The 21,644-nt window shown below is 36.2% G+C and carries 23 protein-coding genes; 17 read left to right on the top strand and 6 right to left on the bottom strand.

Annotated elements, in window-relative coordinates; translation table 11 throughout:
• The first annotated feature begins 666 nt into the window (after positions 1–666).
• The 8 genes from ltrA (at position 667) to fdhF (ending at position 11,884) form a co-directional block, all read left to right on the top strand.
• Positions 667–1,935 (top strand): group II intron reverse transcriptase/maturase, encoded by a 1,269-nt coding sequence (gene ltrA, locus NTHER_RS03625; protein WP_012447173.1) that lies wholly within the window; start codon positions 667–669, stop codon positions 1,933–1,935.
• Positions 1,936–2,299: 364 nt separating this feature from the next.
• Positions 2,300–3,646, top strand: coding sequence for a sodium-dependent transporter (locus NTHER_RS03630; RefSeq protein ID WP_012447174.1), 1,347 nt, complete (start codon positions 2,300–2,302; stop codon positions 3,644–3,646).
• Positions 3,647–3,780: 134 nt separating this feature from the next.
• The gene (locus tag NTHER_RS03635) at positions 3,781–4,089 is read left to right on the top strand and encodes a DUF1294 domain-containing protein (RefSeq protein ID WP_012447175.1); all 309 of its coding nucleotides are present in this window, start codon (positions 3,781–3,783) and stop codon (positions 4,087–4,089) included.
• 89 nt (positions 4,090–4,178) lie between these two features.
• A complete protein-coding gene (locus NTHER_RS03640; RefSeq protein ID WP_012447176.1) occupies positions 4,179–5,177 on the top strand; it encodes a hypothetical protein in 999 nt (332 codons plus the stop codon).
• Positions 5,178–5,188: 11 nt separating this feature from the next.
• Complete coding sequence (locus NTHER_RS03645) at positions 5,189–6,643, top strand: hypothetical protein (protein ID WP_012447177.1); 1,455 nt, start codon at positions 5,189–5,191, stop codon at positions 6,641–6,643.
• A 182-nt stretch (positions 6,644–6,825) separates the two neighbouring features.
• The gene (gene nuoE, locus NTHER_RS03650) at positions 6,826–7,386 is read left to right on the top strand and encodes an NADH-quinone oxidoreductase subunit NuoE (RefSeq protein WP_012447178.1); all 561 of its coding nucleotides are present in this window, start codon (positions 6,826–6,828) and stop codon (positions 7,384–7,386) included.
• Entirely contained in the window at positions 7,383–9,149 is a 1,767-nt protein-coding gene (locus NTHER_RS03655; protein ID WP_012447179.1) for an NADH-quinone oxidoreductase subunit NuoF, read from the top strand. Before nuoE ends, NTHER_RS03655 begins: the two co-directional genes overlap by 4 nt.
• A gap of 35 nt (positions 9,150–9,184) precedes the next feature.
• Positions 9,185–11,884 (top strand): formate dehydrogenase subunit alpha, encoded by a 2,700-nt coding sequence (gene fdhF / locus NTHER_RS03660; RefSeq protein ID WP_041367369.1) that lies wholly within the window; start codon positions 9,185–9,187, stop codon positions 11,882–11,884.
• Here the strand turns inward: fdhF and NTHER_RS03665 are convergent.
• The 3 genes from NTHER_RS03665 to NTHER_RS15860 form a co-directional block, all read right to left on the bottom strand.
• A complete protein-coding gene (locus NTHER_RS03665; protein ID WP_012447181.1) occupies positions 11,865–12,263 on the bottom strand; it encodes a hypothetical protein in 399 nt (132 codons plus the stop codon). The genes fdhF and NTHER_RS03665 overlap by 20 nt on opposite strands.
• 93 nt (positions 12,264–12,356) lie before the next feature.
• Positions 12,357–12,707: a hypothetical protein gene (locus tag NTHER_RS03670; RefSeq protein WP_012447182.1), complete on the bottom strand. Its 351-nt coding sequence runs from the start codon at positions 12,705–12,707 to the stop codon at positions 12,357–12,359.
• Positions 12,708–12,778: 71 nt separating this feature from the next.
• Complete coding sequence (locus NTHER_RS15860) at positions 12,779–12,946, bottom strand: hypothetical protein (protein ID WP_158438206.1); 168 nt, start codon at positions 12,944–12,946, stop codon at positions 12,779–12,781.
• 278 nt (positions 12,947–13,224) lie between these two features.
• On the opposite strand from NTHER_RS15860, the gene NTHER_RS03675 reads away from it, so the two are divergent.
• The 4 genes from NTHER_RS03675 to NTHER_RS03685 all read left to right on the top strand — a co-directional run bounded on the left by NTHER_RS03675 (position 13,225) and on the right by NTHER_RS03685 (position 14,763).
• Complete coding sequence (locus NTHER_RS03675; RefSeq protein WP_012447183.1) at positions 13,225–13,587, top strand: methylglyoxal synthase; 363 nt, start codon at positions 13,225–13,227, stop codon at positions 13,585–13,587.
• Between the two features lie 97 nt (positions 13,588–13,684).
• The gene (locus NTHER_RS15755; RefSeq protein ID WP_012447184.1) at positions 13,685–13,846 is read left to right on the top strand and encodes a hypothetical protein; all 162 of its coding nucleotides are present in this window, start codon (positions 13,685–13,687) and stop codon (positions 13,844–13,846) included.
• A gap of 12 nt (positions 13,847–13,858) precedes the next feature.
• Entirely contained in the window at positions 13,859–14,134 is a 276-nt protein-coding gene (locus tag NTHER_RS03680) for a hypothetical protein (RefSeq protein ID WP_012447185.1), read from the top strand.
• 32 nt (positions 14,135–14,166) lie between these two features.
• Entirely contained in the window at positions 14,167–14,763 is a 597-nt protein-coding gene (locus tag NTHER_RS03685) for a DNA-3-methyladenine glycosylase (protein WP_012447186.1), read from the top strand.
• A 37-nt stretch (positions 14,764–14,800) separates the two neighbouring features.
• On the opposite strand, the gene NTHER_RS03690 is transcribed toward NTHER_RS03685, so the two are convergent.
• Complete coding sequence (locus tag NTHER_RS03690) at positions 14,801–15,547, bottom strand: YetF domain-containing protein (RefSeq protein ID WP_012447187.1); 747 nt, start codon at positions 15,545–15,547, stop codon at positions 14,801–14,803.
• A 158-nt stretch (positions 15,548–15,705) separates the two neighbouring features.
• Here NTHER_RS03690 and NTHER_RS03695 point away from each other — a divergent pair, with 158 nt between their 5' ends.
• The gene (locus NTHER_RS03695) at positions 15,706–16,569 is read left to right on the top strand and encodes a hypothetical protein (RefSeq protein WP_012447188.1); all 864 of its coding nucleotides are present in this window, start codon (positions 15,706–15,708) and stop codon (positions 16,567–16,569) included.
• 22 nt (positions 16,570–16,591) lie between these two features.
• On the opposite strand, the gene NTHER_RS03700 is transcribed toward NTHER_RS03695, so the two are convergent.
• Positions 16,592–17,365 carry a DUF4097 family beta strand repeat-containing protein gene (locus tag NTHER_RS03700; RefSeq protein ID WP_012447189.1) on the bottom strand — a complete coding sequence of 258 codons (774 nt, stop codon included), beginning with the start codon at positions 17,363–17,365 and terminating at the stop codon, positions 16,592–16,594.
• Between the two features lie 152 nt (positions 17,366–17,517).
• Between NTHER_RS03700 and NTHER_RS15540 the strand changes: the two genes are divergently transcribed.
• From NTHER_RS15540 to NTHER_RS03725, 4 genes are all read left to right on the top strand, one after another.
• A protein-coding gene (locus tag NTHER_RS15540) for an IS3 family transposase (protein WP_414628103.1) occupies positions 17,518–18,659 on the top strand; the annotation gives its coding sequence in 2 pieces (ribosomal slippage) (positions 17,518–17,758 and positions 17,758–18,659; 1,143 coding nt in all).
• A gap of 203 nt (positions 18,660–18,862) precedes the next feature.
• The gene (locus tag NTHER_RS03715) at positions 18,863–19,057 is read left to right on the top strand and encodes a hypothetical protein (RefSeq protein WP_012447191.1); all 195 of its coding nucleotides are present in this window, start codon (positions 18,863–18,865) and stop codon (positions 19,055–19,057) included.
• Positions 19,042–20,118, top strand: coding sequence for a serpin family protein (locus NTHER_RS03720; RefSeq protein ID WP_041366882.1), 1,077 nt, complete (start codon positions 19,042–19,044; stop codon positions 20,116–20,118). Before NTHER_RS03715 ends, NTHER_RS03720 begins: the two co-directional genes overlap by 16 nt.
• Before the next feature lie 128 nt (positions 20,119–20,246).
• Positions 20,247–20,624, top strand: a complete 378-nt coding sequence (locus NTHER_RS03725) for a hypothetical protein (protein ID WP_012447193.1) — start codon at positions 20,247–20,249, stop codon at positions 20,622–20,624.
• Between the two features lie 40 nt (positions 20,625–20,664).
• On the opposite strand, the gene NTHER_RS03730 is transcribed toward NTHER_RS03725, so the two are convergent.
• A complete protein-coding gene (locus NTHER_RS03730; protein ID WP_012447194.1) occupies positions 20,665–21,411 on the bottom strand; it encodes a flavodoxin family protein in 747 nt (248 codons plus the stop codon).
• Positions 21,412–21,644: the final 233 nt, after the last annotated feature.

The raw sequence follows: 21,644 nt of genomic DNA on the forward strand, positions 1-21,644 counted from the left end.
CATAAGGCAAGGGCGTCACCGGTGACGGTGGAGTCTGAAGGAAGCTGAAGGGGGAATTTGGAACATAGTGAGAACAAACCGAGGATGGCCTTTTAGGTGGGTAACCTTGCAAATTATGGGAAAGCCCGAAAGCTGGATAACCTAAAAGGTTAGGACGGATGCGTTCAAATTCAGGCAAGCAGACTTAACCGGGGAGATACCTGTATTGTCTTGTGACGACAAGTAAAGTTAAGACAAGTGGAAACATGAGTTTTAACTAAAGCAGTGCAGGAGGCAGATGAACCCGTAGTAGTGAAGAACTTTCGGCCAAAGAAAGCTGGTAACAGTCTGGAGGATAAAACCGAAAGGACACTACACCTGGTTGTAGTGGTGCATAATGACCGAAAGGGAATTATGTAGTGTGAAGGGGTGAAAGTAGACCAAAGAGTGTAGCAAGAACTCGAGTAGACACTTTAGGTAGGAAGAAAACTGAAGCTGAAATGCTAAAGGGAACGGAAAGTCAGGTGGTGACGAGCTTACTTGCTTTACCGTCCGCCTAGTGGAAGTAGAGCGTACCCTGATAGGTAAGATTGCCAAAGAGCTAGAGACACCGTTAAGCACGTTCAAAGAAACCACAACTAAAAGTGTAGAAAGAGGGAAGGCACACAGCGAAAGAAGGTGCAATTGATGAAGAAATGGTACAGTTTAATAGACAAGATTTATTCCAAAAAGAATCTAGAAGACGCCTACCGCAGGGTCAGAGCTAACAAAGGTAAACCCGGCATAGACCAGGTAACCGTGGAGGCTTATGGCTCCAACCTAGAAGAAAATCTGGAAACCCTTCATCATGACCTTAAAATTGGCGCATACAAACCACAACCTGTGAGGCGAGTTAAGATACCCAAACCAGATGGAAGTACTCGCCCATTAGGGATTCCAACCGTAAAAGACAGGGTAGTCCAACAAGCAACGTTAAATATACTTCAACCGATTTTTGATCCAGACTTCCACCCGTCAAGCTACGGATACAGGCCTAATCGCTCATGTCACAAAGCAATAGCTAAATCAGAACAGTTCATTAATAAATACAATCTAAGACATGTAGTAGATATGGACCTATCTAAATGCTTTGATAAATTAAACCATGAGTTGATTATCGAAGAAGTAGCCAAGAAAGTTAGTGATGGAAGTGTTCTCAAATTAATAAAGAAATTTTTGAAGTCCGGAGTAATGGAAGATGGAGCCATAGAAGACACAGAAATAGGGAGCCCTCAAGGTGGAGTGATATCACCACTACTAACCAACATTTACCTAGACAGATTTGATAAAGAAATGAAGAGTCGCAATATCCGAATAGTAAGATATGCCGATGATATTTTAATATTCGCCTACACACCAAGACAAGCGAAAAGATATAAAGATATAGCTACTGAAATATTAGAAGACGAATTAAAACTAACAGTTAATAAAGAGAAAACTCACATAACAAATGACCGCAAAGGTGTTCCCTACCTAGGAGTTATCATAAGGAGTCAAAACATATCCATCCAGCCTGAAAAGATACAGAAATTCAAAGAAAAAGTCAGAACTCTTACACCAAGAAATCATGGTAGAAATCTATCCGAAATCATAAAAGAGCTAAATCCAGTATTAAGAGGATGGGCAAATTACTTCCGAATAGCCAATTGTAAGAAACAATTTGAGAACTTAATGAAATGGATTAGAAGAAGACTTAGGATGAAGAAAATGCGAGAATGGAAAAGTTGGAAACAACTACACAAAACTCTTCGCAGAAAAGGCTACAAAGGGGAATTTGAGAAAATCTCCATGAATAAATGGAGAAACTCATCAAGTCCTCTCATAAGTTTAGCACTACCCAATAAGTGGTTTGACGAGATAGGTCTAATTAATATTAGTACCTATCAAGTTGGTATTTTGCATCACTTTAGAGAGTGATCGAGGTCTACTAGGAGCCGTGTACGTGGCCCGTAAGCACGGTTCTGTGAGAGGAACGAAGCCACAGCTAATTACTGTGGCTTCTACCTACTCGATTTTATGGGGTTTTCAATTATAGTTAGAATTGGTATACTTTTATAAAAAAGTAAGGAACAGGAAGGATTAATTCTAACAGATCCAGAAATATAAAATTAAGAAATTATAAATTTTTAAAAAATTAGCAATTGATAAAAAACATAGCTCTAACATTTGTGAAATTTTAATGGAATGATGAAAGTTTTTAGATTAAGGTTAATTAATCTCTGGTTATTAGGCTTAAACCAGGGATTGATTGAATAATAATAACTTAAAAAGGAGGTTTTTCATGCCTGATCAACGTGAACAATGGAAGTCGAAATTAGGTTTCGTACTTGCGGCGGCAGGCTCAGCTGTAGGCTTAGGTAATGTCTGGAGATTTCCCTTTGTAACAGGGGAAGAAGGTGGAGCTGCCTTTTTAATTATTTACATTATCGCAATAATAATTATAGGCTATCCCCTTATGGTAACTGAAATTTCTTTGGGTAGACATACTCAAAGAAATCCGGTTGGTGCTTTTAAATCAATTGCTCCTAATACTCCTTGGTGGCTTGTTGGTGCTTTATCTGTGCTAACAGGGTTTGTCATCCTAAGTTATTATTCTGTTATTGCTGGTTGGTCTCTATCTTACATTGTTAAATCTTTAGCAGGTTTTCCAATAGGAATAGAAGCCACAGAGCAGCTATTTGGTGAACACACTACAAGTCTTTTTGAACCAATTTTTTATCACTTTTTATTCATGGCGATTGTAGTCGGTGTTATATCAGCTGGAGTTGTGAAAGGTATTCAAAGAGTGGTCACTTTTCTCATGCCAGTGTTGGTAGTACTATTACTGGCTGTTGTTATTAGGGCTGTCACTTTACCCGGAGCTGGAGAGGGTTTAGCATTCCTATTTAGGCCGGATTTCAGTGCGGTTAGTTGGGATACTATTCTCGCTGCCATAGGTCAGTCATTCTTCACTTTAAGTCTTGGTATGGGTGCTATTTTAACTTATGGAAGTTATCTTTCTAAGAATGATGAAATACCTAACAGTTCAGTTCAGGTAATTGGTGCCGATGCTCTGATTGCAATTATTTCAGGTATGGCTATTTTCCCTGCTGTTTTTGCTTTAGGATTTGACCCTGGTGAAGGTCCTGGATTGGTATTCGTCACTTTACCGGCTGTTTTTGCAGAAATGCCTGTTGGTGGACTTTTTGGATTCTTATTCTTTGTCTTATTATCCATTGCGGCATTAACCTCTGCCATTTCATTGCTAGAGGTAGTTGTAGCTTATTTCGTAGACGAAAAACAATGGCCTAGAAAAAAAGCTTCTGCTACTATAGGTTTGGTTGCTTTTATCGTAGGGCTTTTCCCAGTTTTAGGTTATAGCGCCCTAGATCATGTTACCTTTATGGGCATGGATATCTTAGACACTTATGATTTTATAGCAGATAGTATTATGTTACCACTAGGTGGGGCTATGATTGCTTTCTTTGCCGGTCATGTTTGGGGTACTAGAAATGTTATGGAAGAAGCAAATAAATCTGCCACCGGTATTAGGATTGGCGATTGGGCAGCACCATTATTAAAGTATATAATCCCTATTGGCGTTATCATAGTAATGATTGTAGGAATTATAGAGACTATTGGTGGTTAAAAATTAGATCTCTAATAATATTTAAGGGCATCCAGACTTAATGGGTGCCCTTTTATTATGTTAAAATTCAGTTATGCTTATTAACCAAATCTTTTTAACCACATTAAACGTCTAATGATTTGAGGAGGTTAACTATGGAATTAATTGTTCAATGGACTAGCTCGGAATTCATATACTTATTATTAACTTTACTAAATATTTATGCTTTTGTTCTTATGGGACTTGATAAACATTTTGCAATAAAAGGGAAAAGCAGGATTTCAGAAAAGCATTTATTGGGATCTGGAGTTGTAGGAGGGGTGTTTGGACTCTATGTTGGGATGAAAGTTTTTAGACATAAGACTCAACATTTAATATTTAAACTTGGAATTCCACTACTTTTATTTTTATATGTTGTGGTATTTTATTTTACGATAAACATTCCAGAAAGCCCACTGCTTTAGGTGTAGGAGTATTTTAATTCAAAAGGGGTGACCATCTTGATGAATGTATAGTGATTAATAGAATTACTTAGCGGAGAGGAGTGTATTTAATGGCTATTAAGCAGGCATTATTGAGTTTTAAGGAGAATTATAAGATTGCCTTAGTGCCTATAATTATGGATGTGTTAGCTTTGTTACTAGCCGTAGTACTAGTTTTTGGTGTATTTCCCGAGATTGGTGAAATTAAAATGAGTCAAGATAGGTTTCATATAGAAGTGGGTTTTCCCAGTATTCCACCATCCGTTACCGATGTTTTAGAGGGGGACTGGGTCCTACCGGGATTAAATGAGGTTATGATCGAGGATTACTTAACTGATCAACTAGCCGTTTCCGGAGAGTTAATTTCTTATATATTAATCATGATTGGCTTCACATTATTATTTTTATTAGTAAAAGTCTTTTTAGAGTCTGGATTTTTAGGATGTATTAAAGATGGTTATCGCTATCAACAGTTATTTTCACCTGGGAAATTTTTAATAAATTCTAAAAAATATTTTTGGAATATGCTGAAATATCGTTTGATTATGCTGGGGATACTTTTAGGACTATTGTTAATTCTATTAATTATTATGTACGGAGTTTTTAGGTCCGTAAATCCCTTCGCTCCCATGAATATAATGCCATTACTTGCCATTATATTTATTATCTTCATATTAGCAATACTCTTAGTAATGCTATTTTTATTATTTGCACCTTACGCTATAGTAGAGGAAAATCTATTACCGTTAGAAGCCATGTCCGTATCTTATAGCACAGTGAAAGGAAACTTTGGCAAAACAATTTTACATTTACTGGCTTTAGTGGGAATTTTCTTTGTAGTAAGTGTCGTGATTAATGGAGTCGCCATAGTTTCTATACTTCTTTCAATAATACTTTATGCTCCAGCAGGTTGTGTGGGCATTTATATAATTTATATTTTATTTAGCCAATTGAGAAAGGAATATCATGAAAAACAAGCAGAAGTAGATGAACTTTTAAAAGATGATGATTCAAGCATTAATGATTCAAGTACTAACCTTAGTCAAGAAAATATACAGAGAGAGGACTAGGAGGGATAGCTTTGAATAAGAATAATCAGATCTTAATTACATTAGTGAGTGTTGTAATGATTACGGTTTTTATGACAGCTTGTGTTTCAGAACCCGAACTTAATGAAGGAGCAGATACTAACGGAGCAGATCCTAACTCTGATAATGAGTCAGAAGTGGGTATTGATATCGATAAAAACCGAGATAAACTTGAGGAAATAGCTAAAGAAGCTTTTACTATTTATTATAGTTATGTTGATCTAGACTTGTTTGCTGATAATGCTCGTAAGGACCTGGAAGCAGGTCATTTAAATGTAGATTATCCTGGAATAAGCACTGAAGAATATATTGAAGCAGTCAATATTGATATTGAAGAAATGACTGAAACAGAAAGTGGCAATATTCAAATGTTAGCTTCAGTTAGTTATCCTCATATAAATGAAGAGCAAATAGAATCCATTACAGCAGAACTTGAGGAAAGAATTCTGTCAGAAGCCGAATCTCAAGACAGGGCTATTGACCTTCAGAATATATTTAACGAAACTCTACAAGCCAAGGAATTAGACCAGGAAAGGACAAATAAAACTTTAACATTAACAGCTGAAGGGGATAATTCGGCTAAAAATGGTACTTCAAAAGATGATACAGATGAGACAAATAAGGATAATACTGACATAAATTTTAAAGTTGTAGAGATGGATCGGCCTGATGATTTATTTCAATCCTTTGATAAAGCTTTTCAGAGGGCAATTGCCGATGGAATTCAGGATGTAGTGATAGATTTGCGACCCCATGGGCTTTTTTTAGGCTGGGAAGATACTGTTAAGGCGAAGTTTCAGGGTGAAAAAATTGTAATGGAAAGTGATTTTTTAGGAAAATACTTGCGCGATGAACTAAAACTCATCTTGACCGAAGAAAATGAAATACTGTTGACAGAGATTTGGGATCAACTGTCGGAACTGGCAGGATATAATCCTCATTTGCAATTTGGTCCTGAAAACTATCTTAACCAAGTAATAGTCGGTAAAACTACTAAAGATAATGTAGTATCTATTTCTTTTACCAGACCATATGCAGTCGCAACCAAAGACAGTGTCATCGGTTATATTGATTTAGAACAGGATGAAATCAATTTGTTTGATAAAGTTTCAGGCCCGGGACAACAAGTGAGTGATTTCTTTTGGTCACAAGGCGGCGATTATTTGGCCTATTACTATACAGAAAGTGGCTCAGGTTTTAACTATCTCAATGTTTACGATATTGCTAGTGATGAACTAATTAAAATCAATGAAATCGAAACATTTAAGGAAAACCATGGAAATGGAAATCAAGGACTTACAGGTGAGTTTAATAAACTTCGCTGGTTAGCAGATGAAGATATTTTGTCATTTAAGGTCACTTCTTTCCAGGAAAAGGAAGATGGAAAAGGAAATGCATACAGATACAAATTAGATGTTGTAACAGAGGAGCTGAGAAAAAATAACTAGCTTAATGAAATAAAAGACTGGTTTAATCATAAAAGTTAACAATACTATAATCCTCTATAACCCATCGATTGGTTTTACAATCAGTCGATGGGTTATTTTTTACCAAAATTAAACAAGTCTAAAATCTATTCTAACACAAATACTAAACAGTAAAAGTTTCATGGTTTAGTGGAGGTGTATATTTGAGTCAAAGTCAGGATACTAAACAAGATACAGCCAAGAGAATTGATACACAAGTGAGACGAGAAGAGCTACCTAAAGAAGAGTTGCGAGAACTCATTAGAAAACACCGGAAAGATTCAGGAGGTTTAATTCCTCTTTTGCAAACAGTTCAGGAAAGAGAAGGTTATTTATCCCGTAAAAGGTTGGAATCCATTGCCCGAGAGATGAACCTTTCCCTGGCCAAAATAATGGGAGTAGTTTCTTTTTATTCACAGTTTCATATCCAGCCTAAAGGCAAAAATATCATACGCGTATGTATGGGAACGGCCTGTCATGTTAAAGGAGCAGGCCAAGTAATGGAAAAATTCCAAAGAGAACTTTCCATAGAAACAGGTCAAACGACTGAAGATAGGGAGTTTAGTCTTGAGGCGGTTTCATGTATTGGGGCCTGTGGTCTTGCTCCAGTCTTAACTATTAATCACAATACACACGGAAAAGTTACTACTTCTGATGTAAACCATTTGATTAATAGATATGTTAATGGTTCAAATAACGGAAATGAAGGTGGGGAACAAGGATGAGAGTTTTGGTTTGTGGTGGTACTGGATGTGTAACATCCGGCTCCCAAGAAGTTAAAGATGTTTTAGAAACAGAATTGGAAAAAGAGAATATACAAGACTACAAGGTGATTTTCACTGGCTGTCAAGGGTTTTGTGAGCAAGGGCCGTTAATAAGAGTCGAACAAGATGAGACCTTCTACTGTAATGTTGATGCAGAAGGTGCTAAGAAAATAGTTCACCATCATTTAAAAAACGGCCAGCTGGTTTCCGAACTCTTGTATGAAAATCATGATGGTCACAAAGTGCAAAAGCGTGAGGAGATAGATTTTTATCAAAAGCAAGAAAGGGTGGTTATTAACCGGTCGGGATTTATAGATCCAGAAAACATTGATGAATATTTAAATTCAGGAGGTTATCAGGCTCTGCAATTAGGTCTTACCATGGAGCCTGAAGATATCATAACAGAAATACAAGCTGCTAATCTTAGGGGAAGAGGTGGGGGAGGCTTTCCTACGGGTTTGAAGTGGGAATATGCAAAAAAAGGCGATGAAAAAACTGAAAAATACGTTGTCTGTAATGCCGATGAGGGAGACCCTGGAGCATTCATGGATAGAAGCATTCTAGAAGGTGACCCTCATGTTGTTATCGAGGGTATGGCCATTGCAGGGTTAGCTATTGGAGCAAATCGAGGAATTATATATGTTAGAGCTGAATATCCTTTGGCTGTTAAAAGGCTTGAGAAAGCTATTAGTCAGGCAAAGGAATACGGGTATCTGGGAGAAAGAGTTTTAGGTTCAAACTTTTCTTTTGATATTGAGATCAAACAGGGAGCTGGAGCCTTTGTTTGCGGAGAGGAAACCGCCTTAATTGAAAGTGTTCATGGGAACAGGGGAATGCCAAGACCTAGACCGCCTTTCCCAGCCGAAAAAGGCCTCTATGATTCCCCAACTATTCTTAATAACGTAGAAACACTAGCAAATATACCTGTTATTTTGAATTGGGGTGCCCAAAAGTACAATGAACTTGGTACTAAAGATAGTAAAGGAACAAAAGTTTTTGCCATAACGGGAAAAGTGAGAAATACCGGACTATGTGAAGTTCCCATGGGCATTAAATTGAAAGATTTAATTTTTGATATCGGTGGAGGTATTAAGGATGACAAAGAGTTTAAGGCAGTCCAGATAGGTGGACCTTCAGGTGGGTGCTTGCCTCAAGAATCCCTAGACTTTCCCATCGAATATGATTCTCTCATAGATGCAGGAGCTATGATGGGTTCAGGGGGACTTGTAGTCATGGATACGAGTACTTGTATGGTAGACTTATCCCGGTTCTTTCTAAATTTTACCCAGAGTGAATCCTGTGGTAAATGTAACCCATGTCGTGAAGGAACAAAAAGGCTGTTAGAAATATTAAATCGGATTATTGACGGTTATGGAGAAAATGAAGATCTCAAAATCCTCAATCGATTAGGAAATAATATCATTAATACTTCTCTTTGTGGTTTGGGACAATCAGCACCTAATCCGGTACTAAGTACTATCAGGTACTTCGAGAATGAATACCTAGAACATATCAATAATAAGTACTGTCGAGCCGGGGTATGTAAGAATCTTACCACAATAGAAGTAGATCCAGAAAAATGTAGTGGGTGTGAAATTTGCAAGCAGATATGCCCCGTTGATGCAATAAAAGGTGAAAAGTCAGAGGTTCACAATATAGATTCGAAAGTGTGTATTAAGTGTAAAGAATGCATAGATAAATGTCCTCTTGAAGCAATTGAATAATAACATAACAACAAGTTGGAGGTAGTATTCAAGTGATGACTGACAGTCAAAACCAAAACACAATTACAATCATGGCAGATGGTAATTCATATCAAACAGAACCAGGAGAAAGTATTCTCAATGCCTTGGAAAGGCACGGATTTCACATTCCTACTCTTTGTTACGAAGAGGGACTGCCAATTATTGGCGCCTGCAGGTTATGTGTGGTAGAAATTTCGGGTGCCAGAAAACTACACCCAGCATGTAGTACACCGGTGGCAGATGGTATGAATATTTTTACTGAATCAGAACAGGTTGTTGAGGCCAGAAGAGAGATTTTAAAGCTACTGCTTGCAAACCATGATTTGAGATGTCTTACATGTGAGAGAAATGCCGATTGTAGGCTGCAGGATTACTGTTACCGCTATAAAGTGGAAGATACCCCTTATGTGGGAGATACTAAAAACTATCCTATAGATAGGTCAAACCCATTTTTCTTTCGAGATTACGGAAAATGTATCATGTGCGGAAAATGTGTTAGTATCTGCGCAGAAATAAATGGGGCCTATGTCTACGATTTTATGGATAGGGGCTTTGATTCGAAGGTTACCAGTGCTTTTGACGATGAATTACAGAATACTACTTGTACTTTTTGTGGTATGTGTGTCAACGTTTGCCCCGTAGGAGCTTTGGTAGAGCGTTCTGTCGAGTGGCGTTCTAGACCCTGGGAGGTAGATAAAGTACTGACTACCTGTCCTTACTGCGGAGTGGGCTGTCAAATGTATTTAAAAGTCCAGGACGGAGAAATAGTGGGTGTATCAAGAAAAAAAGATTCATTTACTAAAGGGCATCTATGTGGAAAGGGTCAATTCGGTTGGGATTTCGTTCATTCAAAAGATAGATTGACTAAGCCCATGATTAGAAAAGATGGCCAGTTAACCGAGGTTAGTTGGGATGTTGCCATGGAGTACATAAGTGAGAATTTATCAAGACTTTATAATGAAAGTGGCAGTGATGCCATAGCAGGACTTAGTTCGGCCAAGGTGACTAATGAAGAAAATTATCTGTTTCAAAAATTATTGAGAACAGCTTTCAAGACTAATCATATTGACCACTGTGCCAGGCTATGTCACAGCTCCACTGTTTGGGGGCTTGCCACTAGCTTCGGAAGCGGTGCTATGACTAATTCAATCAATGAGCTTTTGGAGACAGATTGTATTGTAGTGATAGGTTCAAATACTACTGAAGCTCATCCCGTTACAGGTTACAGAATAAAGCAGGCCAATAAAATGGGAAAAAATTTGATAGTGATTGATCCCAGAAAAATAGAATTAACTAATTATGCCGATGAATGGCTTAAACTGAGACCCGCTACTAATGTAGCTCTACTGAATGGTATTGCCAGAGTAATATATAAAGAAGGCTTATGGGACCAAGAATTTGTAGAAGCTAGAAGCGAAGGATTTCAGGATTGGATAGAATCTATTGAAGGATATACACCTGAAAGAGTCCAAGAAATAACGGGTGTTCCAAAGGATAAACTGATTAGAACCGCACGACTAATAGGTAATAGCAATAAAGTGACTTTTGTTTATGCTATGGGAGTTACCCAGTATACTCAGGGAACTCAGAACGTTTTATCTATAGCTAACTTGGCAATTTTAACAGGTAATGTAGGACGAAGAGGTACAGGTGTAAATCCCTTGAGGGGACAAAACAATGTTCAGGGTGCCTGTGATATGGGAGCTTTACCAAACTACTTCCCTTCATATCAACCTATCGAGGATCCAGTGGCTCGGGATAAATTTAAAAAAGTTTGGGGTACTGTTCCAGAACCCAAACCCGGGTTGACAGTAACGGAAATTATTGAAAAAGCAGGTACCGGTGATATTAGAGGACTATATATTATGGGGGAGAATCCGGCAGTTAGTGATCCCGATGCTGATGAGGTTGAAAGATCATTAGAGGAAACAGAATTATTGATTGTTCAAGATATTTTCATGACTGAAACGGCAAAACTTGCCGATGTAGTTCTACCTGCCACTTCCTTTGCTGAAACGGAAGGTACTTTTACCAATACTGAGAGAAGAGTACAGCGCGTTAGAAAGGCAGTTGAACCTCCGGGTCAAGCTAAAACAGACCGGGAAATTTTAACTCTGTTGGCTAATAGACTAGAACTTAACTGGAATTACAATAATGATGAAGAAGTGATGGATGAAATTAATAAATTGGCACCCTTTTATGGCGGGATCACTTTTGCTAGGTTAGAAAACGAGGGCTTACAGTGGCCTTGCTACCACACCTCACATCCTGGGACTGAATTTTTACACAAAGATCAGTTTTCAAGGGGAAAAGGTAAATTTCATCCTGTAAAATACATTCCCCCTTCGGAGGAGCCTTCAAAAAAGTATCCTTTAATCTTAAATACAGGGAGATGGCTTTATCACTTCCATACTGGCACCATGTCTCTAAGATCTCAGAGGCTTAAATGGCTTCGTGATGAAGAACTAGCTATGGTTAATCCCCAGGTTGCCAACGAATTGGATATAGAAGACGGGGATATAGTTAAGATTGCTTCCAGGCGCGGTAAAGTGAAATCAAAAGTTCAGGTTACAGATCATGTGCCCCAAGATATGGTGTTTATGACATTTCATTTCCCAGAAACCTTGACAAATCGTTTAACTACTAAGGCTAAAGATCCTATCTGTAAAATTCCTGAACTAAAAAGTAGTGCAGTTAGAATCGAGAAAGAATAGTCTTATAACCTATGAAAGCTAAACAGGAAAGAGCAGCTATAGTTCCCAGCTTACCTCCTATTCCTTGAAAAGCTGGAATCGTCACTAAATACAGGGAGCCTGCGAGAAAGCTCAGGGCTCCCATTTCTTTTATTGATGGCACATGCTTAACAGATACCATAGAGGCATAACCTGAAGTGGTAGCAGCACCTGCTAGCAGTGTACCAAAATCCCCAAAGAGTACAGGAAATACACCACTTAACAAGGTTACTACACCAGAGCCAATCACTGGACCATATTTTAGAATTATATTTATGTAATAGGCAGTAATCCCACCGAGAATAGAAGTGAGAATAATAATTAATGAACTAGAATCAAAAAACTCAAAGATAATAAACAATTGGATACCTCCCTGTAATCTAAAAATCTAAAGTTTTTTAAATAGTTATTGCTATTAGAGTATATAAATCGGTGATTATAGTATTATAATTTTCTAGCTACCTATAAGAAGTAAAAGAATCCTATACAATAGCACAGAAGTAGCTGCCGTGATTCCTCCTTTGCCTCCCAAGCCATCAAAAACAGGACTTGTATTTGCGAATACAAGTCCTACTATTATTCCGGCCCAGAAAGCACTGCCTAAAGTTGGTATTATTTCAGTAGATGACATCCCTACAAAAGACGCAATATATATTCCTCCGGCCCATTTAGGAAAAAGAAGGGCACCACTTAAGCCAACAATGCCATTAGCAAAAAAAGGTCCTAAAGCCAAATGATGATTTAATAAATAAGTTACTATTACAGAGACAATAGATGTGATTAGGGTAATCAATTGTTTTTTCATAAAACTCTCTCCTAATATTATGCTGTAAACTAAACAAAATTGGACAAAACTGTAAATCTAATATACTAATATTATTCTCTGAGTCTACGATAATGTCTGGCCAATCCTGCGATGAAACCGAAGCCAATTATTAAAATCACCAGGCTTTCAAATATCCCCTGCCTGACAAAGGAATTATATAAAAGATAACTTCCTGTTATGAAAAAAGTTATTAACCCGAGAACTTTTTTAGGAGACATATACAATTCACACCTTGTTATATCTGTATTACGGTCTATTGATTAACTAATGAGATGACAAGTTGATGACAAGTTGCTTATTAATTTATTCTCTATCTTTAATTGGACAATTATTAGTGGTATTCTCCATTTTTTATAGTTTTTAAAGCTATAAGATTCGACAATATTCATGCAGGGAAAAAAGATATATAGTAGAAGTTAGAGGTATAATATATAGAAATAGACAGGAAAGGAAGTTAGAAGAATTATATTTGACAAACTGTAAAGGAGTGTAAACATTGAGAATAGCTTTAATTGCTCACGATAATAAAAAAGATGAATTGTTGCACTTTATTAAACGCTACGAACATGTGTTGGCAACACATACTTTATGTGCAACAAATAGCACCGGAAGATTAATCGCAGAAAACACAAACTTGATGGTACATCGCTATCAATCAGGTCCCTTAGGTGGAGATCAGCAGATAGGAAGTGAAATTGCAACCGGAAACGTGGATTTTGTATTTTTTCTTCGAGACCCGTTAACTGCTCAACCTCATGAGCCGGATATCACGGCACTACTGCGTATCTGTGATGTCCATAATATTCCGGTAGCCACCAATTTTGCAACAGCTGAAATTTTAGTGGAATCTGTGCTTTGAGTATAAATAGTGATTTACAAGGAGTGGTTATAAATTTAATCTTTTCTTTTGTCATGTCATAATGTAGTACAAAAAATATTGAGTGAGGTGATTAGTAATGCCACCTGGTTTTGATTATTTAGTTGTATTTACAATTCAATTTATAATAATTTCCATACCATCTATAATAGTCTATAAAATACTACAAAAACGAATCAATGAACTTGAAAAAGATATTGAAATATTAAGGGAGGCATTAAGCGGTGATTATCAGGCTTAAGGAGGACAAAGCTTGGAAATTATTATAATTATTGCAGTAGTTATCTTAATTACTCTTGGTATATACCTAATTATCACTAAAGATAGGGGTTGGGTTGAAGTATATGGCGGCAGTCAAATAAATCTGGCTGAAGTCCAGGAAAAGTACTCTCAATTAAAGCAGCAGGGGATTAACTGCAAATTATTGGTGAGAGGAGGTCCTGGTCGCTCTTCTAGGGCAACAACTGCTGTGATTTTGGTGAAGGAAGAAGAAGTTAAAAATGCCTATGAGATAATCGAAAGGCATTAGCAATTAGCAAATGCTAGTTGGGAGTGAGGATAGTGAAATTAGATTATGAATTTTTTCAAAGAGACGCCGTATCAGTAGCAAAGGATTTAATAGGGAAGTTACTTGTTAGAAATCTCAATGGGGAAGAATTGATTTGCAGGATAGTAGATACAGAAGCCTATTGTGGACCAGAAGATAAAGGCTGCCATGCTTATCAAAACAAGCGGACAAATCGTACTGAAGTTATGTACAAATCCGGCGGTTATGTCTATGTTTATCTTATTTATGGTTTACATTATTGTTTCAATGTAGTAGTCAGTAAACAAGACAGGCCAGAGGCGGTGTTTATTAGGGCTGGTGAGCCTATTTCAGGCCTTAAAACCATGAGAGATAATAGAAATATCAAATCCAATAAAAAAACTGAACTGACAAATGGCCCCGGGAAACTGTCCCAGGCTATGGCAATAGATAAATCCTTGAATGGCCAAGATCTAGTTGCCAGTAAGGAAATCTATCTTAGACATGCTTGTGATTCACAGAGCTATCAAATTATTCCTGCTAAAAGAGTGAATATCGATTATGCCGAAGAATATACAGACAAACTCTGGAGGTTTTATATCCGAGATAATCCTTTTGTTTCAATAAATTAATCCCATTTTAGTTATTATTCATTCCCTAGTTGTCAGATCATCCCAGATTGTTATCCGGGTTTTTTCCTTGTATTTTATCTTTTCCTTCTCCAATAAAGAAGGATCTTATAGGTTCAATATCTGGTTGTTCCGATATATATAAACTTCCGTCAGTATCGATTAACGCCAATAACACATAATCGGGATCAGTAATACCTCGATCCGAAAGTTTGTTTTTTAGCCATTTTATATCTAATCCGATCTCTTCCAAATTTTTTAATATAATTTGACCATCTAAAATCAGAGGTGTGGGGATTCCCTCATATATTGTATTGAGAGATAAATCATTAGGATTAATCGGTCTGTATTGAGATTTTGGGATGACTGACATCTGGCCATTGGCTTCTAACACGGCAAATTCAATATCATGAATTCTTCTATATCCTTGATTCCTTAAAGCTGCTAATAACTGATCCAAATTTACTTGGTTTTTGATAAGGTTTTCTTTCACAATTCGTCCATTCCTGATTAGAATATCAGGACGACCCCCAATGTAATATTTTAATTTGTTACTGAGAGTAGCAGTACTTATGATGGTATGCAATATTCCTAATGCCGCTAATGCCACTAAAGAATTGATTATAGGCACATCTCTATTGACTATTAGTGCTGCCGCAGATGAACCTATCAACATCATAACCATAAAGTCATAAGGTTTTTGTTGAAAGGTGATTCCTTTACCCATGAACCTGAAAATTATCACAGTCCATGGATAAATGATTAACGCCCTGATTACTACTTCCATAACCATGCTCCTTTGTTAAATTATGTGATTTTAGTATTGGTTTTTTAAATTTTTCTTATTAATTATGCTCTGGTATATTTAGTTGTTGTACTGTAAAATTTACAATTGAACTGATTATGCGGTTTGACAGTACATCCATTAAAGTTAGGGGGATTTAAATGACTGATAGCCGGTTTAAATTACTATTAACATTATTGATTATATCTCTGGCAATTAATGTATACGGATTTTTGCGAGTAGTGCAATTAGAGGATGAAATAACACAAGTTTCTCATAAGGTTAACAATGAAAACCAACGAATGTATAGAAGCATAAACTCTATTCAAGAGAACCTTTATAATCTGGAAAAAGAACAACAATGGATACTATCAGAGGAGTTTTCCGTTGACCAAGAAAAATCATCTCCTGAAGAAATTATTATGGAGCTATCTTGGAGCTTTCGAGAAATAGAAGAAGATGCTGATGTTTACCTTGAGTACTCTAAAGATGACCAAGATGAAGAAGCTTGGGAGCGGCTGACTGTTGTTCAAATAGATGACTTAACTTATTCTGCTTCTCTAGAATTAGATCCGAAAGAAGATTATAACTATCGTTATATAGCAAAAGGTGATCATACCAGAGTGAGTGAGGATACTACTTTATCTGCCAGACATTATCGACCCCAGCCCGCCCTCCCAATATCGTTTTCTAGTGGTGAAGATCCCCAGGGTAACATAAAGGGCTTTGACATGGAATTAAGTAATACTGCATTGGATGGCCCCGAGCTTGATTTTTTTAATATAGAAGAAGCTTTTCTGGACGTGAAATACGATACAGGTCAGGAAAATAGTTATGAATTTGAACCCGGTACTCGAAAAGAGCGAGATGAAGAGATACCAATATTTGAAATTGCCAAAACCTTTGATGAAGAAGTTGAAAGAATTAATCTTAGAGTGATTTATAATGACGGCACTGTCCATCAAGGGGAGATGTGGCCACAAGAGGAGTATATAGAAAAACATCCCGAGATGTGGCTAAACTAGATATACGCTCAGAAAGTCTTCCTTATTCTATTTGGACATCCCCATTAGTAGTGTGGTATTCCAAATCACCAGTCAAAGTACTGACAGTAATGTCTCCGTTAACTGTCTCTATATTCGCATCACCCGTTATATCTGTCAGGATTACATCACCATTAGTAGACGTAATATCTGAATTTCCCTGTAAATTGCTGATATAAATCTTTCCATTGGTTGTGTCTATTGTTAAATCGCTGTTTATATCTTGATTTTCAATATCACCGTTAGTTGTTGTGATATCAATGTACTTACCACTTATATCAGTTAAGCTTATTTCTCCGTTAGTAGAATCAATATCGAGTTCTCCTGACATTTTTTCTATAGTAATATCACCATTTGTACTATTAAACTTACCATTAAATTCTTCGGGGATTTTAACATGATAATTTATAGATATACTTTCAGTAGATCCCATATCGGCTTTTTGCACATCTGCTATTAAATCGTTGCCATCTCTGTTAAACTTTATTTCAGTTTCTTCTGCAATTTCTTCGGCCCTTTCTTGTGATGTGGTATACATAACTTTTTTAAATTCAAACTTGATATGATCTTCGTTCCAGTTGTCTATTACAATATCACCATTAGTAGTTTCAATATCCAACTTCATATCTTTATGATAAGCTTCTGTGGTAGCTGTTTCCACTGTGTAATTATCTTTGTCTTCAATTGTCTCTGACAATAATATTTCAAATTTTGTACAGCCGGTAAATGTCATTAACAATAAAGTGCTCATAGCCAGTAAAATAATCTTTTGTTTCATTAGCATCCTCCTTATTAAGCATTAAGCATTTTCATTTTAAATTTTATTACTAAATTTTACCATAAAAAAACACTTTTGGTGTTAGTATAAATTCTTGGACACATCATGGTTAAGTCACTTACAATATTAATAACGAAAGGATGTGTCCAGTAATGAGTAATAAGAGATATAATGAAGACTTCAAAAGAACAATTGTAGATTTATATAATTCAGGTAGTTCTGTGAAGGATTTGTCTAGCGAATATGGTGTGACAGAGGTTACTATTTATAAATGGATCAAAGATTTCTCTCCAAACCAACAATCTGGCAGTGAGGGAGCCACTTCAAAAGATGTGGAAGAAATGCAAAAAGAAATGGCTCGCTTGAAAGAGGAGAATGAAATCTTAAAAAAGGCTATGACCATATTCGCCAAAAAGTAGACAATACAGAGCTTACTGAATTTATAAAAGAACAAAAGGACGAGCATACTATCAAAGCTATTTGTGATGCTCTAGACTTTCCGAGAAGTACTTATTACGAAACAATAAATCGAGTTGAATCTAATCGTGACAAAGAAAACAGAGAACTATTAGATCAAATAACTCAAATTCATAAAAACAGTAAAAAGCGATATGGTGCACCAAAGATCCACGCTGTGCTAATCAATAAAGGATACAAAGTCAGCTTAAAAAGAGTCCAACGATTAATGAGAAAAGAGGGTATCAAATCAATTGTCAGGAAAAAATATCGGCCTTATCCTAGTAGAGAAAAAGTAGTCGAACGAGAGAATCTCCTAAAACAAGACTTTTCAACTACATTTGTCAATCAAAAGTGGGTTACTGATATTACATACATTGATACTGTTAAAGACGGCTGGTGCTACTTAGCCTCTGTAATGGATTTACACACCCATAAAATTGTTGGATACTCTTTTAGCAAGACCATGACAACAGATTTAGTTATTAAAGCTGTTAAAAATGCTTATGATACACAGAAACCTGGCAATGGACTTATTCTACATAGTGATCTAGGTACCCAGTACACTAGCGATGACTTTAAGCGTTTTTTAAGGTACAAAGGGATCAAGCAATCATTTAGCAGAAAAGGCTGCCCTTATGACAATGCACATATCGAATCATTTCATGCTACTTTGAAAAAGGAAGAAGTTAACCATGTTAAGTACTTAGACTTCAAATCGGCTGAAATTGCTCTATTTAGGTTCATTGAGAGCTGGTACAACAGAACAAGAATCCATGGAAGTTTGGAGTTTTTAACTCCTCAACATGTTGAGGATCTAGCAAAGCAATCTGCTTAATACTTAACTTTTTGGTGTCCAAAATTTTGACCTAAGTCCACTTTTTTAAATTTAATGTTTTCTTTAATTGATTTCATAAACTCGTTTTATAATTTGTTTTATAATTTTTATCCTAACTGACACTACTATTTTATCCATAAAACGTCTTGAAATAATAAACATAAATTAATAGATAATGAGATTTAGAGGGGGATAAAACTTTAATGAATAGAAAGGCTGGTATAGTTTTACTCGCTGTTTTGGTCCTTGGGGGCGGTATTTTAACCTTAGGGATCAGGACCTGGGATAGTTATGTGGACCAACAACAAAAAGAGCAAAGAGACGAGGCGTATGAAGACTTAGATTTGGATTATTTGGAGCACAGAAAGAATTTTCTCTTGACCTGTTTCAAAATGTAGTAGACTCGGATCCTGAAGAAAATATTATGATCTCTCCCATAAGTGTGAACTACGCTTTGTATATGACTTACAGTGGAGCGGATGGGGAAACCAAGGAAGAAATGGAAACAGCTTTAAAATTAAATGGACTCGATTCAGAAGAGCTTAATGAGCAAATGCATCATTTGGCCAACTATTTGGAATACGGCGGTGTTGACTTACAAATTGCCAATTCCATTTGGGGACGAAAAAACAGGGTTGAATTTCTAGATACATTTCAGGATGATATGAAAGATTACTACAATGCCCGTATGGAGGAACTTGATTTTAATGATCCAGAAGCCTCAGACACTATTAACAATTGGGTGGCAGAGAATACAGAAGATAAAATAGAAGAAATGGTTCCCGATAATATTCCAAATGGAGTGCTTGTATATCTAATCAATGCAATTTATTTTAATGGAAATTGGGATATTCCATTTCCGGAAGAGAATACCAGGGAAGACACTTTTATCACAGAAAAAGGTGAAGAACGTACTGTTGATATGATGTCTATTTCTGAAGAAGAATTTTCATATTTAGAAAATAACTTGTTTCAAGCTGTAGCTCTACCCTATGAAGATGAAAGCTATCAAATGACATTATATTTACCACAGGAAGAAAACTCTTTGGAAGACTTCTACAATGAAATGAACTCACAGAACTGGAAAAAGTGGCAGAAAGAATTTATGGATTTAGAAGGTGAAGTTAAACTTCCAAAATTTAAAATGGAATACGAAATTGAACTGAACGATGTCTTAAAGGATATGGGGATGGAAACCCCTTTTGAAGATGCTGATTTAAGTAAAATGTTCCATCAGTCCCAGGGAATTTATATCAGTGAAGTACTTCATAAATCCTTTATTGAAGTAGATGAAAAGGGTACGGAAGCAGCAGCTGCCACTTCCGTGGCAGTTGAGGAGGCGGCATCTATGCACGAATTCCAAATTGAATTCAACCGTCCATTCTTCTATGCTATTGAAAACACTGAAGTTGATACTATCCTGTTTATGGGGGTTGTCCACGATCCTACTCTTGATTAATTGATAATTGATTCGCATTTGTTTGGGTATAGCAAAATTTTCAAATTTCTCTTAATTAATTATATTAAAGGTGTTGAAATATGGTATAATATTTTTAATAGTAGCTTTACTTTTTTGGAGGTGTTTTTATGTTAAAATCTTTCTTTATGCCTCCCTTTACTTCAAGATTATTAGGAGATCCCACTAGTGAGAAGTTTGCCAAGCGTTTAAGAAAGACTGGAGTTGTATTTATGGTGCAAGGATTGATATTTTTAGCCCTACTTTTTATAACAGATCTGATAATGTCATATATTTTTGCTAATGGAATTTTCACCTATATAAATATAGGGATTATTATAATCTTAGCTTTTTATTCTCTTAAAATATTTTCAGGACTTAATTTTTTCATTAAAAGTTATTTCGTAAAGGAAAACAAAACCCTTCAAAATAGCAGAGAATACAGAGAAAAAACTATGGAAAAATATCATAAAGAAATTGATTACGCAGGGGGGCGTAATCATTATTGATTAAAAAACCAAATAAAGTCTTTAACGAAATACCAATACTTTAGTGGTGGTCCCAACACATTTTAGTTATTTTAGCCCCTAATTGTTTAGCTTCAGGGATAATAGTCCTTGATTTATCTTGAATTCTTTTATTATTATCTTTTTTACAATTTTTATCACTTTGAGTTTTCCATTCCTTATTAAATGTCGTTTCTGGATGTTGGTTATTGGCTGAAGGTTTCAAATCATCGGTGATTTCAGTTCCTAATGGATACAATTCTGCAAAACCTCCAACAGAACAGAAGCTTCCATATCCACAAGTGAAGCAGGCATATTCTCCCTGTGCAGTTACACTTCCTGTGTACTTAATCCTGGCATCTTGGTAATATTCCTTAAGATCTCTGATCACATAGTTATCAGTTCCTTTACCGTCAATTGCCACAATTCCCCCTGGTTTGTCTTTTAATAAAAAAACAGCGTTGTGCCGACTTAAAAAACAAGCTCTTTCCCAAAAGGCTTGTCCTTTAGCATTCATATGGTTCCAATAAGTAGGAGCTCCGAAAACAATAGCATCTGCTTCGATCATTTTATCCATAATCCATGGAAAATCATCTTTAAGGATACACTTATTTGTATTCACACAACCATTACAGGCCTCACATGGCCTAATTAATTTACCCGATAGAGAAATTAATTCATAATCAATATCGGCTGATGAATATTCTTTAGCTCCTGTTAAGACTGCTTCAACCACTGATTCTGTAACTTTATTTTTTCTTCCGGCACTAATACCCAAAATTGTTTTCAATTTTATTACCTCCATTTTTATAATTCCTAAAGTAATGGAACTATGTTACCAAACATCATTTATATTATTATATCATTTTGAAATATAATCACAATTAGGAAGGTATTGTTTTAGGAAGGTATTGTTCTCGTTATGTTGCTATACTCGTTATTATGTTGACAAAGTACAAATTTACTGGTAAACTATTATTTAAAATTTTACCACAGTAAAGCGACGATGGGACAGAGTAGATC

Origin of the sequence: Natranaerobius thermophilus JW/NM-WN-LF, assembly GCF_000020005.1 — a bacterium.
GTDB lineage: Bacteria > Bacillota > Natranaerobiia > Natranaerobiales > Natranaerobiaceae > Natranaerobius > Natranaerobius thermophilus.

Excerpts from the sequence above, each read along its gene's own strand:
- ltrA (WP_012447173.1), top strand. The coding sequence starts at position 667 with ATGAAGAAATGGTACAGTTTAATAGACAAGATTTATTCCAAAAAGAAT.
- NTHER_RS03630 (WP_012447174.1), top strand. The coding sequence starts at position 2,300 with ATGCCTGATCAACGTGAACAATGGAAGTCGAAATTAGGTTTCGTACTT.
- NTHER_RS03635 (WP_012447175.1), top strand. The coding sequence starts at position 3,781 with ATGGAATTAATTGTTCAATGGACTAGCTCGGAATTCATATACTTATTA.
- NTHER_RS03640 (WP_012447176.1), top strand. The coding sequence starts at position 4,179 with ATGGCTATTAAGCAGGCATTATTGAGTTTTAAGGAGAATTATAAGATT.
- NTHER_RS03655 (WP_012447179.1), top strand. The coding sequence starts at position 7,383 with ATGAGAGTTTTGGTTTGTGGTGGTACTGGATGTGTAACATCCGGCTCC.
- fdhF (WP_041367369.1), top strand. The coding sequence starts at position 9,185 with ATGACTGACAGTCAAAACCAAAACACAATTACAATCATGGCAGATGGT.
- NTHER_RS03670 (WP_012447182.1), bottom strand. The coding sequence starts at position 12,707 with ATGAAAAAACAATTGATTACCCTAATCACATCTATTGTCTCTGTAATA.
- NTHER_RS15860 (WP_158438206.1), bottom strand. The coding sequence starts at position 12,946 with ATGTCTCCTAAAAAAGTTCTCGGGTTAATAACTTTTTTCATAACAGGA.
- NTHER_RS15755 (WP_012447184.1), top strand. The coding sequence starts at position 13,685 with ATGCCACCTGGTTTTGATTATTTAGTTGTATTTACAATTCAATTTATA.
- NTHER_RS03690 (WP_012447187.1), bottom strand. The coding sequence starts at position 15,547 with ATGGAAGTAGTAATCAGGGCGTTAATCATTTATCCATGGACTGTGATA.
- NTHER_RS03695 (WP_012447188.1), top strand. The coding sequence starts at position 15,706 with ATGACTGATAGCCGGTTTAAATTACTATTAACATTATTGATTATATCT.
- NTHER_RS03700 (WP_012447189.1), bottom strand. The coding sequence starts at position 17,365 with ATGAAACAAAAGATTATTTTACTGGCTATGAGCACTTTATTGTTAATG.
- NTHER_RS03715 (WP_012447191.1), top strand. The coding sequence starts at position 18,863 with ATGAATAGAAAGGCTGGTATAGTTTTACTCGCTGTTTTGGTCCTTGGG.
- NTHER_RS03725 (WP_012447193.1), top strand. The coding sequence starts at position 20,247 with ATGTTAAAATCTTTCTTTATGCCTCCCTTTACTTCAAGATTATTAGGA.